General features: G+C 67.3%; 14 protein-coding genes. 7 read left to right on the top strand and 7 right to left on the bottom strand.

Annotation, left to right across the window (positions count from 1 at the left end):
• Positions 1-19 precede the first annotated feature (19 nt).
• Together ACUDP5_RS15505 and ACUDP5_RS15500 are read left to right on the top strand one after the other, a co-directional pair.
• Positions 20-721: a hypothetical protein gene (locus ACUDP5_RS15505; RefSeq protein ID WP_445656492.1), complete on the top strand. Its 702-nt coding sequence runs from the start codon at positions 20-22 to the stop codon at positions 719-721.
• Positions 722-793: 72 nt separating this feature from the next.
• Positions 794-1,387, top strand: a complete 594-nt coding sequence (locus ACUDP5_RS15500; RefSeq protein ID WP_445656491.1) for a class I SAM-dependent DNA methyltransferase — start codon at positions 794-796, stop codon at positions 1,385-1,387.
• A gap of 92 nt (positions 1,388-1,479) precedes the next feature.
• Here the strand turns inward: ACUDP5_RS15500 and ACUDP5_RS15495 are convergent, their stop codons facing one another.
• From ACUDP5_RS15495 to ACUDP5_RS15480, 4 genes are read right to left on the bottom strand one after another with little or no spacing between them, the layout of a single operon-like run.
• Complete coding sequence (locus ACUDP5_RS15495) at positions 1,480-1,977, bottom strand: transporter suffix domain-containing protein (protein WP_445656490.1); 498 nt, start codon at positions 1,975-1,977, stop codon at positions 1,480-1,482.
• On the bottom strand, positions 1,965-3,044 hold the full coding sequence (locus ACUDP5_RS15490) for a DUF2955 domain-containing protein (protein ID WP_445656489.1): 1,080 nt from the start codon (positions 3,042-3,044) through the stop codon (positions 1,965-1,967). The genes ACUDP5_RS15495 and ACUDP5_RS15490 overlap by 13 nt, the downstream gene beginning before the upstream one ends.
• Positions 3,045-3,049: 5 nt before the next feature.
• Positions 3,050-4,210, bottom strand: a complete 1,161-nt coding sequence (locus ACUDP5_RS15485; protein ID WP_445656488.1) for an HlyD family secretion protein — start codon at positions 4,208-4,210, stop codon at positions 3,050-3,052.
• The gene (locus ACUDP5_RS15480; RefSeq protein WP_445656487.1) at positions 4,203-5,768 is read right to left on the bottom strand and encodes an efflux transporter outer membrane subunit; all 1,566 of its coding nucleotides are present in this window, start codon (positions 5,766-5,768) and stop codon (positions 4,203-4,205) included. The genes ACUDP5_RS15485 and ACUDP5_RS15480 overlap by 8 nt, the downstream gene beginning before the upstream one ends.
• A gap of 384 nt (positions 5,769-6,152) precedes the next feature.
• On the opposite strand from ACUDP5_RS15480, the gene ACUDP5_RS15475 reads away from it, so the two are divergent.
• The gene (locus ACUDP5_RS15475; RefSeq protein ID WP_445656486.1) at positions 6,153-6,632 is read left to right on the top strand and encodes a helix-turn-helix transcriptional regulator; all 480 of its coding nucleotides are present in this window, start codon (positions 6,153-6,155) and stop codon (positions 6,630-6,632) included.
• Between the two features lie 70 nt (positions 6,633-6,702).
• Positions 6,703-7,674 (top strand): alpha/beta hydrolase family protein, encoded by a 972-nt coding sequence (locus ACUDP5_RS15470; RefSeq protein ID WP_445656485.1) that lies wholly within the window; start codon positions 6,703-6,705, stop codon positions 7,672-7,674.
• Positions 7,675-7,687: 13 nt separating this feature from the next.
• On the opposite strand, the gene ACUDP5_RS15465 is transcribed toward ACUDP5_RS15470, so the two are convergent.
• Positions 7,688-8,155 carry a hypothetical protein gene (locus tag ACUDP5_RS15465; protein WP_445656484.1) on the bottom strand — a complete coding sequence of 156 codons (468 nt, stop codon included), beginning with the start codon at positions 8,153-8,155 and terminating at the stop codon, positions 7,688-7,690.
• A 90-nt stretch (positions 8,156-8,245) separates the two neighbouring features.
• On the opposite strand from ACUDP5_RS15465, the gene ACUDP5_RS15460 reads away from it, so the two are divergent.
• Both ACUDP5_RS15460 and ACUDP5_RS15455 read left to right on the top strand, forming a co-directional pair.
• Positions 8,246-8,881: a DUF2971 domain-containing protein gene (locus ACUDP5_RS15460; RefSeq protein WP_263913245.1), complete on the top strand. Its 636-nt coding sequence runs from the start codon at positions 8,246-8,248 to the stop codon at positions 8,879-8,881.
• A complete protein-coding gene (locus ACUDP5_RS15455) occupies positions 8,878-10,272 on the top strand; it encodes a hypothetical protein (RefSeq protein WP_445656483.1) in 1,395 nt (464 codons plus the stop codon). The genes ACUDP5_RS15460 and ACUDP5_RS15455 overlap by 4 nt, the downstream gene beginning before the upstream one ends.
• A 71-nt stretch (positions 10,273-10,343) precedes the next feature.
• Here ACUDP5_RS15455 and ACUDP5_RS15450 read toward each other — a convergent pair whose 3' ends face one another.
• Positions 10,344-11,279, bottom strand: a complete 936-nt coding sequence (locus ACUDP5_RS15450; protein ID WP_263913247.1) for an NAD(P)/FAD-dependent oxidoreductase — start codon at positions 11,277-11,279, stop codon at positions 10,344-10,346.
• 95 nt (positions 11,280-11,374) lie between these two features.
• Here ACUDP5_RS15450 and ACUDP5_RS15445 point away from each other — a divergent pair, with 95 nt between their 5' ends.
• Positions 11,375-11,860: an Rrf2 family transcriptional regulator gene (locus ACUDP5_RS15445; protein WP_445656482.1), complete on the top strand. Its 486-nt coding sequence runs from the start codon at positions 11,375-11,377 to the stop codon at positions 11,858-11,860.
• Here the strand turns inward: ACUDP5_RS15445 and ACUDP5_RS15440 are convergent.
• On the bottom strand, positions 11,857-12,717 hold the full coding sequence (locus tag ACUDP5_RS15440) for an NmrA family NAD(P)-binding protein (protein WP_445656481.1): 861 nt from the start codon (positions 12,715-12,717) through the stop codon (positions 11,857-11,859). The two genes, ACUDP5_RS15445 and ACUDP5_RS15440, sit on opposite strands and share 4 nt — an antisense overlap.

The following is a 12,717-nucleotide window of genomic DNA, read 5'->3' as shown; positions in this document are numbered from 1 at the left end:
TGACAGCACAGGTGCTTGCATGAAAAGCCATTACCCCACGTTCTGCGCCGGCGCCGCGCCGGGCCTGGTACACAAGCTGGGCGGTCTGCCGTGGGGCTTGCCCATCGCGCACTGGCCGATATGCCAGGAGTGCGGCCGGGCCATGAGCTTTCTCGCGCAGGCGCCGGGGCAGGCGGACGACGCCACTGCGCCCGAATTGCCGATCCCCGCCGGCGAGGTCCTGTTCGCCTTCAAGTGCGAGTGGGACAGCGTCTGCAGCTTCTGGGAAAGCGACGGCGGCGCCAATGCCGTCTTCAGCCTGCCGCGTGCCGCGTTGGGCGATGCTCCGACGGCCCCGCCCGAACACGCCGAAGATGGCTTGCCTGAGCTGATCCCGGAATTGGGCATTGCCAGCTGGCGCATCGACGACGACGGCGCCCCGCCCGAACTGGAAGCGGATTTCTACGACTACGGTCGCCACGACGACCTGCCCGACGACATCGCGCACCCCCATGACTGGGCCACCGAGTGGCGCACCAAGTACAACGGCGTGCCGTACTGGACCGCCAACGGCGCGCAGGGCGTGCCGCCTGGACGTCTGCTGTTGCAGATCGACAATTGCGTGCCGATGCAGGACGGCGGTTACCAGGAAGTCGCCAATTTCTGCTCGGACGGCACGGCGTTTGTCTTCATCGACGCGTCGCAGACGCCGCCCGTGTATGCGTTGCTGATCAATCGCTGAGGATCGGGCAGGCGTCGTTGCCCCGTCCCGACTTCCCGGAACCTGACCATGTCCCACCCCGCTGCCGATGACGTGATTGCGCTGTATCAGGACCATGCCGCCGCCTTCGAGAAGCAGCGCCGCACGCATGCCTTGATCGAGCAGGCCTGGCTTGCCGCCTTTCTCGACCTGATGCCGGCGGGCGGGGCGGTGCGGGTGCTCGACCTGGGCTGCGGCGCCGGCACCCCGATCGCGCGGCACCTGATCGAGCAGGGCTGCCAAATCACGGGGGTGGATACGTCACAGCCGCTGCTGGATATCGCCCAGGCGTCGTTTCCCGATCATCGCTGGATTGCGGCCGATATGCGGCAGTTTGCGTGCCCCGACACGTTCCAGGGCGTGATTGCCTGGCACAGCTTTTTCCATCTGGCTCCTGACGATCAGCGGCCGATGTTCGCCCGGTTTCGCCGTTTGGCTGCGCCGGGCGCGGCCTTGATGTTCACCAGCGGCCCCGCGCAGGGGCATGCCATCGGCCAGTTCGAAGGCCGGCCGCTCTACCACGGCAGCCTGGCCCCGGCCGAATATCGCCAACTGCTGACCGACAATGGCTTTGATGTCGTGCGGCACGTGGCAAACGATCCCACCTGCGGCGGCGCGACGATCTGGCTGGCGCGGCAGGTTGGCTGACTCTAGCGTCGGCCCTATGACATCCAGGAATGCCCCATTCGCCACTGAGCGTCGATCTTGGGCGGCCCCGCGCAGAATCCGGTCGCCTGGCGCTAAACCGTGCGTACGAACAGTGCCCTGAGCTTGTTCCAGAAATCGCCCCCCAGCACGAAAAAGCTCGCGACCAGCATGACGTCGCCCAGGACCTGAAGCTGCCATAGGTTGGGTCTCAAGCCGGGCCAGAACTCGTCGACATAAGGCTCCAGCATCGAGGTCAGGATCGGCAGAATGAACATGACCAACCCGATGGCATGGCGGAGGGGACCGACGGTCCGGGCGGGCGCCAGCCGCTTGACATGGCCAAACATCATGCCCTTGAGCTGCTGAAATCCCTCTTTGCCCATGACCGCGATACAGACGATCAACAGCACCTTGTTGGCGATGAACACAGTGCCGGTCAGCGCCGCGATGCGCGGACCGGGCACATCCAGTGACCCCGCGATCGGGATGAGGAACCACAGGGCGAAGGCAAGGATGAATAGTCCTATCCCGCACTTGAAGCGCCAACCTCTGGCCGGGGCGGGCTGGAGCGGATTGTCTAGCGTTGCCATGATTGACTCCTTTTGAATCGTCCAAATGAAAGGCGGCGCAACCATCCTGGCCGCAGAGGTGCTGGCGGTTGTGGCTCGAGCAGGTGCAACATCAGGCAGGCGTAAAGCGTGACGGCGATGAACAAACCCATGCGGACTGCGAAGGCCGTGTGCACGTCCTTGCCGGCGACACTGTCCTGCACCGATTGACCAAGCAGGATGACCAGTGTGGCCAGCGTGTTCAGCCAGAAGCTGGGCGGATGGCGCGTCGGGCTCAGTCGATAGAGCTTGCGCCCGATCAGCAGGGCGAACAGCAGCATCCACAGGAAGAACATCCACAGGCTGACGAACAGGCTCAGGGCGCACCAGAAGGCGATCGCCAGTGCGCCGCCCAGCAGCGTGGATCCCATCAGCTCACGAGCCGCGCCATGCGCCGCTTTGACGCAGCTTTGCCGCCCCAGGCTGACCGACTTCAGGATGATGGGCATGTAGCCCAGCGGGTCGGTCAACGCCAGCAGGAAGGCGGGCACCACCACCAGGGTTGCGCGCAGCGCCAGCCGGCTTGCCTCGGGCTGCGGCAGGACAGGGGCGGGCGGCGGTGCAGGCGCCTGACCGGCTTCCGGCAGCACGCCGTGGCACAGGTTCAGCACCAGCACGGCGACCACCAATCCCTTGACCAGCGCTTCGATCACGGTGGCGGCCAGGGTGAAATCCAGGGTGCCCGCCGCGGAAATCATGGTCATGCCGACGACCAGGAACAGCGACAAGAGATTGTTGCCGCCGCGCAGGCCGTAGCGAAAGGCGAGAAATAGTCCCAGGCCAACCAACAGCAGGCCGCTGAGCGGGTAGTAGCGCAGCAATGGGCTGAGCACCAGGCCGTTTGCCGTGGTGAACAGAACGACCAGCGTCAGGCCCAGCCCGGCCTTGAAAGGCAAGGGGCGGTTCATCGACGCCAGCAGAAACACCGCCAGCACCGGCGCGACCATCGGAATGGGCAGATTCAGGCCGAAGCTGATCGCCAGGCTGAGGGCCGTGCCGACGGCCAGGCGCAGCGCGCGCAGGCTGCGTGGATCGGGGTCAGTGCGCATGGGCGTCAATAGGCATAGGAAAGCCAGCTCATCACGCGCAGGTACGCGCGGCCCAGCAGATTGAGCGGATTGCCCGAGGAGGGAAATGCCATGACTTCCGCCTGGCCACCCGCGCGCACGCCGCGCAAGGTGGGCAGTTCCCCGGGGCTGATTTCGACCACGACGGGGAAGCGTTGGGCCGGACGCAGCCAGTCGCGGCTGTTCTGTACCGTGGGCAGGCTGCCGGGTGGGGGGGTGGGGCCCACGTTGACGCCATACCCCACGCTGCGCACGCGGCCTTCCAGCACCGTGCCCGGCAGCGCATCCAGCACGATCGCCACCGCCGTGCCGGGTTCGATATGGCCCAGGTTGTTCTCGGTCATCTCGGCGCTGATCCAGACGTCGTGGATGGCGATCAACGTCATCACGGGATTGCCCGCGGCGACGAACTGGCCGGTGTCCGTGCGCAGGTCGGTGATCAGCCCGGCCGAGCGTGCGCGCACCTGGGTGTTGGCCAGATCCAGTTCTGCCTTTTCCACATTGGCGGCGGCGCTGCGCAGCTTGGCGTTCTCTTCTTCGCTGCCGCCTTCCTGTTCGCGCGCTCGTTGCACTTCCGCCCGCGCCGCCGCGACCTGGCTGACCGCTTGCGCCAGGTTGGCTCGGGCGATTTCTACGCGGCGCAGCGAGATCGTGCCTGCGTCATCGCGGTACAGGCGTTCCAGCCGGGTGCTGTCCTGCCGGGCCCGAACCTCGTTGGCTTGGGCAGCCCGCAACGAGGCCTGGGCCGACTCGATGCCGGCCGTGCTGGCGCCGACCTGTCTGCGCATTGCCTCCAGATCGGCGCGGGCGCGGTCCAGCGCGATCCGGAAATGTTCGGGGTCTACGTCGAACAGCGGGGCGCCCGCGACGACGTCCTGGTTGTTGCGCACATACACCTTGGTGACGCGGCCCGAGACTTCGGATGCCACGGGCACGACGAAGGCTTGCACCCGCGCCTGCTGGGTGTAGGGGGTGTAGCGGTCGGCCAGCAGATACCAGACCAGGCTCAGCGCGATGACCAGCACGACCCACTTGACCCCTTTCTTGGCAGGCTCGGCGTCCGGCGACGCAGGGGGCGCAGACGGCGCAGACGGCGCAGACGGGGCGGGCGGCGAAGGTGGAGCAGGGGCGCGCGGGGAGTCACTCATCGGATCGCACCTTTTGGACGAGGGGGGAAGGGGCGGTAGCGGGCAGCGGCTCGGACAGCAGATCGCCCCAGTCGGTGCGTTGTTGCATCTGGTCTCGGGTGGCCGGGTCCAGCAGCGGCTGTTCACTGTGCCAGCCGCCACCCAGCGCCTTGTACAGGGCAATCAGGTCGCTGACGGCGGCGCCGCGGTTTGCCACATAGGCATCCTGCTGCGCCGCCAACGCGCGTTGGGCGTCGAGCACGCGCTGGAAATCCGAATAGCCCTCGCGATAGAGCGCGCTGGCCAACGTCAGCGATCGGCCAGCTGCCTGCACCGCGTCCTGCAGAATGCCGTCACGCTCCAGTGCCTTGACCAGGCCGCTGGCGGCATCGTCGGCCTCTCGGGCTGCCTGGCGCACCTGGTCCCGGTAGGCGACGATCAATTGCTGCAGCCGGGCATCCTGCACCCGCACGTTGTTTTTCAGGCGGCCATGGTCGAACACGTTCCAGCTCAGGCTCGGACCGGCCAGCAGCGCGGAGCCGCCCGCCGTGCCCGCCAGCGACGTCGCAGACCAGAGGATGCTGCCCACCAGGCTCAGCGAGGGATAAAGATCCGCCTGCGCCACACCCACCTGGGCCGATTGCGACGCGATGCGCAATTCGGCCGCACGCACGTCGGGGCGGCGCAGCAGCAGGCGGGCGGGTACGTCTTGCAGGACGGCTCGGTCGATCAGGGGAATGGCCGCCTTTTGCGCCAGCGGCGGCAATTCCGGAAGGGGGCCCGGCGGGCGGCCGATCAGGATCGCCAGCGCATTGCGGGTTCGCATGATCTGGCCTTCGAACTCGGGGATCGTGGCGCGGGTGCCCAGGTATTGCGTCTTGGCCTGCTGCACGTCCAGTTCGTCGGTCTCGCCACTTTTGAACAGGCGCTCGGTGATCTCGAAACTGCGCTTCTGCAGGCTGGCGTTGTCACGGGCGATGCGCAGGCGCGCCTCGGCGGTGCGCAAGGCGAAGTAGGTTTCGGCCACTTGCGCGTGCAGCAACACCAGTACATCGTCACGGTGGGCCTGGGCCGCGAAATAGGCCGCATCGGCTGATTCGATGGCCCGGCTGAAGCGGCCCCAGAAATCCAGTTCCCAACCGATGTCGAATCCCGCGCTGTATTGCCAGAAACTGCTGGGGCGCGGGTTGCCCTCTGGTGAGCGCGCCGATCGGTGTTGGTACAGCGCATCGGCGCCCACGACCTGAACCTGTGGATAGCGGCCGCTTTGGGCGATGCCCAGCCGGGCGCGAGCCTCCATGATCTGCAGGCCGGCAATCCGCAGGTCGGCGTTATGCGCATCGGCCTGCGCAATCAGGCCTTCCAAGACCGGATCGTCAAAGACGCGCCACCACTGCCGGACATCTGGCTGCAACTGCGTCTGGGTAGCTTGCTGCAGGGCGGCCGTATCCCATTGCTGCGTCCAGGCTTGCCGTTCAGGCTGGAAGTCCGGTCCCAGCCGCACGCATCCGCCGACGCACAGCACGCCGAACAGCATGCCGAGCGGCAGCAGACACCTTGAGATTGTCAGCGCAGGCATTGGGCATCAGGTCGATCAAGAGTCGAACTGCAACGGTCCACGCCAATGCCCGAATTCGGCAGAGCGCGCTGCGTGAACTCCTTGGGCCGGGCGCCACGGCAACCCGGCAGTGCTGCCGGTTATGCGAGCGCGCGGGCATAATCGATGAAACTTCTCGTCCCGGCGAGAGGTGAGGGTTTATGTCGTTGCAACCAGCCAATGAACTCTAGACATCTTTTACTCTCTCTTTTACGCAACGCCTATTGGATAAATGCCTAGGGTTTTCACGCGGCATCAGGCGTCGCTCGGCGAGAGCTACGGGTGCCTGGCTCTGGCCATGCGGCTGGCTTTGTGGGAAAGAAATAGCCAGCTATATTGACGGGCAATCTTCCCCGCCCCGATTCCATGCGATCCCGCCCATCTTCGCACTCGCAGACGCACGCAGGCGCCCCGAGCACCATCACGGCCAAGCGCCTGCAGGATCCCGCGCTCTTGCGCCGCCTGCTGCGCGTCAAAGACCGCATGGACGCGGCGTCGCACCAGGCGTGGCCCATCCGCCGCCTGGCCGAGGTCAGCGGGGTCTCCGAGGCCTATTTCGCCCGGTCCTTCAAACGAGCGTTTGGTTTGCCCCCGCACCGCTACCTGCTGACGCGCCGCATCGAGCAGGCCACTGCCTTGCTGCGCGACACCGACCTGCCCATCACCGACATCGCGTTCGCCACCGGTTGGGAAAGCCTGGGCACCTTTGGCCGCATTTTCCGCGACGTGACCGGCCGCAGCCCCAGCGACCTGCGCGCCGAGGTCCGGGCCGGCATGGCCGGGCTGCAACACGTGCCTGCCTGCGTCGTATCGGCATGCCGCGCCCCGACCCGCCGCGATCATTAAAATGCCCACTCTGATCGGGCCGTGTTTCACGGCCATTCGGCCTTTGCGCCCATCTCCTTCATCTGCCTGTATGCCTGCCGCCGCCTGTCTTCGTTCCCTTCGCTTCTGCCTGGCCCTGTTGCTGGCATCCGCCGGCGTCGCCCAGGCCGCGGGCTTTCAGCGCCTGAACCTGCCCATGGACATGAACGGGCCGGCCTTGCAGGGCGGCATCTGGTATCCCTGCGCGGCACCGGCAGGCCAGGTCAAGATTGGCCGCGTCGAGATGGCGGCCACGCTGGACTGCCCGATGACCGAGGGCGCCAAGCCGCTGATCGTGATGTCGCACGGATCGGCCGGATCATTCCTGGGCCATCACGACACCGCGGCGGCGCTGGCGGACGCGGGCTTCGTGGTGGCGGCCATCAACCATGTGGGCGACAACGCGCTGGACAAGTCGCGACAGGGGTATCTGTCGATCTTCTCGACCCGCCCGCGCGAGATGCGGCGGCTGATCGACTACCTGACCGGCGCCTGGCCTGGCAAGGCGCAGCTGGATGGCCGGGTGGGGGTCTTCGGGTTCTCGCGGGGCGGCTATACCGGGCTGGTGCTGGCGGGGGCCGTGCCCGATTTCAAGCAGGGGCTGAGTCTCTGCGCGGGCGAATCGGGGTTGCCGATGTGCCGCGACATCCGCGACGGCAAGATTGCCGCGCAGCCGTATGTGCGTGATGAACGGATCCGCGCGGCGGTGATCGCCGACCCCCTCAATGCCTTCACGGCGGACACGCTGAAGGCGGTGTCGATCCCGGTGCAGCTATGGGCGTCGGCATTGGGCGGCGATGGCGTCACGCCCGCCAGCGTGGATGCCGTGCGCGCGGGCTTGCCGCAGGCCGAGTTTCAACGGGTCGACGGCGCGGGGCATTTCGCCTTCCTCGCGCCGTGCTCGGCGGGGCAGGCCGACGCCACGCCCGCGATCTGCGCCGATGCGCCCGGGTTCGACCGGGCGGCATGGCATCGTGACTTCAACGCGAAGGTGATCGCGTTCTTTACGTCGGCATTGCGCTGACGCGCAGTGCGCGCTAGCGCGCCGCGCCCTGGCGGCGGGCCTGCTCGGCCGCCCGTTGCCGGGCCGCGGCGCGCGGGCCGTCGCGCTGGGTGACGTAATTGCGGTAGTGCTGGAAATCCTTGCCGGCCAGCGCCAGGTACAGGCCGGTTGCGACCATGAAGCCGCTGAACACATAGACCTTCAGCCAATAGCTGACGGGCAAGTCGAGCAGCGCGAAACCCAGGTACATATTCATGATGCCAAAGCCGAGCAGCACGGCCATCAATAGCCAGCGGGCCCATTCGCTGCCGCGGTACAGCCAGATCAGCAAGGCCGCGGGCACGATCATCTTTTGCAGCACCGAAAAATCGCCTTGCAGCAAAGGCATGATCTGGTAGCTGGACGAGGCGATGGTGCCGCCCAGCGCGATGAACCAGAAGCGCTGGCTGGTGGGCGCGCGGCGTCGTGGCGCGGGACGGGATTCGCTATGGTTCTGCAACATCGGGTCTCCTTGGCGAAGCGGCCAGTGTACCGTGCGTGAGGCGCACGGCGAGGGTAGACTGGCGCCTGGGTTCATTACCGGAGCGCCACCTTGGCTACCTCGCTGCGCCGATATACCGAGCTTCCCTATCTGATCGATTTCCTCATGTCCGGCGAACTGGCGCTGCTCAATCCGAAGGCGTGGGACGACCGCAACGATTCGTTCTACATCGAGGAATATGCGCGAGCCAAGCGCTTGCAAGGCGTCTACGCCTTGTGCCTGGCCGAGGCGTCCGAGACCTACCACCACTGGCGCGTGTTCTCGCACGGTAGCGGCGGGGTCTGCATCGAGTTCGACAAGGAAAAACTGGTGGCGCAGGTCTCTGGCGTGCCCGATATGCGCGCCGAGGCCGTGCAGTACCGCACCATCAAGTCGCTGCGCGAGCAGCCGCCGGCCGATGCCGATCTGCCGTTTCTGAAGCGCCACGCCTTTCGCGACGAAAAGGAATTCCGCCTGTTCGTATGCCGCAAGACGCGCGACACGCCGGTGCTGCGGGTGCCGGTCGAACTGACGGCCATCAAGCGCGTCACCCTTAGCCCATGGCTGCCGGCCACGGTGTGCGACCAGGTCAAGAAGGTGCTCAAGGCCATCAAGGGCTGCGAGAAGCTGCGCGTGTTCCGGTCCACCCTGGTGGACAACGAAGACTGGAAGAAATTCGCCAGTGCGGGCCGCAAGGAGCCGGCATGACGGACAAGCGGGCGGATGGCGTGATGTCGCCCCTTGAAATCGTGCAGGCCTTCCAGCAACGGGGCTGGAAGAACAACGACCCCATGGGCCAGGTGCTGCGGCTGCGGCAGGAAGATCCCCAGGCCTTGGGCGCGCTGGTGCAGTTGTTCCTGGACCGCGGGCTGGAACACGCCACCTTCATCGATGCCGCCCTGGACCTGATGGACGACGCCACGCATGCCGACGTGCTGCGCCAGGCCTGGCAGCGGTCCCGGCGTGGCGAGACAGGCAACGGCTTGTCCGAAGTGCTGGACTGCGCCGCGGCGCAATGGCCCGAGGTATTCGCCGACGATTGGGATCATCTGCTCGCGGCTGCGCACCAGGGGCAGGGCGGCCCGCGCTTTGGCGTGGACCTGGCCTGGCGTGCGCTGGATGCCGACACGGCCCGCGCGTGGCTGGCGGATGTCGGCCCGCAGGCCGAAGAAGGGTCATTGGAATACCTGAAGGCCCGCGCCGTGCTGCATTCGCGCCATCCGGATCTGGTGCTGGAGGCCTGGCGGCGCGTGTTCGTGCCGCAGGATGAATCCAACGGCATCTATTGGCTGATGGCGGTGGGCTATGCCGAGGACAACGGGCAGGCCCGGGCGCTGCACGGTGAACAGCCGCTGCACATTCGTTTCAGCGCGGCGCAGCGCAAATTGATGCTGGCTTCTCAGCCGGCCTGGCGGCGCGATATCCAGCGCCTGCATCCGACGTGGGGGGCCGTGAACGCTGCGCCGCCCGTCGCGGTTGCGGCGTCAGCCGCCGCGTCAGTTGCTGAAAAGGCGCCACAGGCCGATGCGCCCGCGGTCGCCGCGGGCCGCATGGGCGGCACCCTGACCGCCACCTGTGGCGTGTGCCACGGCCCGCTGCACCGCCTGCTGGCCTTGCAGCAACCGGCGCAAGCCGGCATCGATTGCGCGACGCCTTTGGAATTCGCGACCTGCCTGGCGTGCCAAGGCTGGGAGGCGGATGCCGAAGTGCTGTTCTTTCGGCACGACGGCCAGGGCGCGCCGCAGGCGCATCCATCGCAGCGCCGGGACGACCCGCTTGTCCCCGAGTTTCCCACCGGGCCGTTGCTGGAAGCCGACGTGACGCTGTTCCAGGCGCCCAAGCGCTGGACCTGGCAGGACTGGGGCGATTCCAACGGCCGCCAGAACCTGAGCCGCGTGGGCGGCCCGCCCAGCTGGGTGCAGCAGGGCGAATACCCGCCGTGTCCCGATTGCGACACCCGCATGGCGTTTGCGATGCAGCTGGATTCCGACCTGCCGCAGGAAGATGGCGGTGAATGGTCGTGGGGCAGCGGCGGCTGCAACTACACCTTCTGGTGCGCGCATTGCCGCGTCAGCGGGCATCTCTGGCAGTGCACCTGAGCGGGCGTCGGGCGGCTCGGTAAGCACGTTGCCGCCAGGCGCCTCTGCCTGACCCGCTGCCTGACCCTTTGTCAGCCCAGGCTGCGCAGCGCGGCCCGCACCAGCGAGTTGTGCGCGGCAGCCCCCGCCATGACGCCCGACGCGCTGGCAAGCGTGGCATTGGCCATGGGCAAGGTGGCGTCGCCCGCCGCGAACACGCCCGGCACCGTGGTCTGCTTGAAATCGTCGACCCGCAGGTACGGCCCCAACGGCCCCGCGTCGAAGGCGCAGCCCAGCTGCATGGCCAGGGGGCTGGCCATGTGCACGCGGGCCGCCACGAAGATCGCGTTGACCAGCAGGCGGCGGCCGTCGGCCAGCTGCACCGCGTCGATCTGCGGCGCCTGGCCCAGCAGGCCCACCACCGGCGTGCGTTCGATGCGCACGCCGCGCGCGGCCAGCAGGGCGGCTTGTTCCGCGTCGGGTTCGAATTCCCCTTGCGTGAAATAGGTGGTCGGGCCCCAGTCGGGCAGCAGCGCCGCCTGATGGGCCGACAGCGAATGCGCCGCCAGCACGCCCAGCGGGCGGTCAGCCACTTCGTAGCCATGGCAATAGGGGCAGTGCAGCACCGTCTGGCCCCAGCGTTCCTGCAGGCCGGGCAAGGCAGGCAGTTCGTCCCGCATGCCGGTGGCCAGGACCAGGCGGGACGCATGCAGCACGCGGCCGTCTTCCATCGTGACCAGGAAGCGTCCGGCCGATTCCTCGGCGTGGGTGGCGGTGCCGTCGATGAATTCCACGGTGCCGTAGGCCGCCAACTGCTGGCGGCCGATGCGCACGATCTCGGTGGGCGACCTGCCGTCCAGCCCCAGGAAGCCGTGCGAATGCGCCGCGTAGCGGTTGCGCGGCAGGCCCGCGTCCACCAGGGCAATGCGGCGGCGGGCGCGGGCCAGTTGCATGGCGGCCGACAGGCCGGCGAAGCTGCCGCCGACGATGACGGCGTCATAGCGGGGAGGTTGCACTTCCACTTGCATGGCTATCTCGATACTTTAAAAGTTGCATGATAAGGCGAACGTCGCTTTTCACGCAACTTATAATGTTTCAATCCAAGACCCAGGAAACTTCCCCGATGCGCAGCGACAACCGCCTGTCACGCATGCTGCACGTGCTGATCCACATGGCCGAGCACGACGCGCCGCTGACCTCCGAGACCATCGGCAAGATGCTCAACACCAACCCCGTGGTGGTGCGCCGCATGATGTCCGGCCTGCGCGAGCACGGCTACGTGCAGTCCGAAAAAGGCCACGGCGGCGGCTGGGTGCTGACGCGCCAGCTGTCCGACCTGACGCTGCTGGACGTCTACCAGGCGCTGGGCGAGCCGCCCATCTTCGCGCTGGGCCTGGCCGACAGCGAACCCGAATGCCTGGTCGAACAGGCGGTGAACGCCGGGCTGCAAGGCGCGCTGGTCGAATCGCGCCGCCTGCTCCTCGAGCGCTTTGCGACGATCAGCATCGACCAGCTGGCGCGCGATTTCCAGGAACGCCTGAAGCAGCATCCGGAATGCGACCGGCGCCCGCCCGGCCATCATCCGGCCGGCAAGCGGCACGGCAGCTAGGGCGCGATCAACCCCCGCACCACATCGGCCAGCGTCACCTGGCCCTTCAAGATGCTGTCGCGCGGGCCTTCGAAGTCGATCCACCCTTCGTTGAAGCCATCGAGCATCTGGATGCGCGGCATTGGCTCTTTCATGCCCTGGGCGGTGAACAGGGCGCCCCAGGTTTCACGCGGCACGGCCTGCACCGACACGGGCGTGCCCAGTGCGTCGGCAAAGGCGCGGCCGGCATCGTTCGGGCTGATGCGCTGCGGGCCTTCCAGTTCGACCACGCGCAGGCCCGTCCAGGTGTCTTGCAGCAACTGCGCGGCGATGCGGCCGACGTCGGCGGTGGCCACCATCGGAATGGCGCGGTCCAGCGGTTGCAGGAAGGATGCGATCAGGCCGTCAACGCGCGCCGACGCTACGTCCCACGCGAAATTCTCCATGAACCAGCCCGGCCGCAGAAAGGTCATGGGCACGGGCAGGCGCCGCAGCGCCTGTTCCATCAGCGTGCGCTGGGTCAGCAGATTCTGCTGCGTCGATTGTGCGCCGATGGTCGACAGGCAGACGACCCGACGCGGCTGCCCCAGGGCAATGGCCGAGGCCACCGCGTCGATGGCGGCACGCGCTTCGGGAAAGCCGGGCGCCGGGTCGAACTCGGGCGGCGGCAGGATGAACGCGCCGTCCACGTTTTCGAAGGCGCGGGCCAACGCCGCGGCGTCGGTCATGTCGGCGATGGCGATGTCGCAGCCGCGGGCGGCCCAGGCGGCGGCGTTGGCAGGGTTGCGCAGCACGGCGCGCACGGGCAGGCCTGCTTGCAGCAGGGCTTCGGCGACCGCGCCGCCGACCTTGCCGCTGATTCCGGTAATGGCATACAT

The organism is Achromobacter sp. NCFB-sbj8-Ac1-l (assembly GCF_052695805.1).
This window is presented reverse-complemented; position numbering and strand designations above follow the sequence as displayed.

Coding starts and splice junctions, on each gene's coding strand:
- ACUDP5_RS15505 (WP_445656492.1), top strand. CDS start 20: ATGAAAAGCCATTACCCCACGTTCTGCGCCGGCGCCGCGCCGGGCCTG.
- ACUDP5_RS15495 (WP_445656490.1), bottom strand. CDS start 1,977: ATGGCAACGCTAGACAATCCGCTCCAGCCCGCCCCGGCCAGAGGTTGG.
- ACUDP5_RS15490 (WP_445656489.1), bottom strand. CDS start 3,044: ATGCGCACTGACCCCGATCCACGCAGCCTGCGCGCGCTGCGCCTGGCC.
- ACUDP5_RS15485 (WP_445656488.1), bottom strand. CDS start 4,210: ATGAGTGACTCCCCGCGCGCCCCTGCTCCACCTTCGCCGCCCGCCCCG.
- ACUDP5_RS15480 (WP_445656487.1), bottom strand. CDS start 5,768: ATGCCTGCGCTGACAATCTCAAGGTGTCTGCTGCCGCTCGGCATGCTG.
- ACUDP5_RS15475 (WP_445656486.1), top strand. CDS start 6,153: ATGCGATCCCGCCCATCTTCGCACTCGCAGACGCACGCAGGCGCCCCG.
- ACUDP5_RS15470 (WP_445656485.1), top strand. CDS start 6,703: ATGCCTGCCGCCGCCTGTCTTCGTTCCCTTCGCTTCTGCCTGGCCCTG.
- ACUDP5_RS15465 (WP_445656484.1), bottom strand. CDS start 8,155: ATGTTGCAGAACCATAGCGAATCCCGTCCCGCGCCACGACGCCGCGCG.
- ACUDP5_RS15455 (WP_445656483.1), top strand. CDS start 8,878: ATGACGGACAAGCGGGCGGATGGCGTGATGTCGCCCCTTGAAATCGTG.
- ACUDP5_RS15450 (WP_263913247.1), bottom strand. CDS start 11,279: ATGCAAGTGGAAGTGCAACCTCCCCGCTATGACGCCGTCATCGTCGGC.
- ACUDP5_RS15445 (WP_445656482.1), top strand. CDS start 11,375: ATGCGCAGCGACAACCGCCTGTCACGCATGCTGCACGTGCTGATCCAC.
- ACUDP5_RS15440 (WP_445656481.1), bottom strand. CDS start 12,717: ATGTATGCCATTACCGGAATCAGCGGCAAGGTCGGCGGCGCGGTCGCC.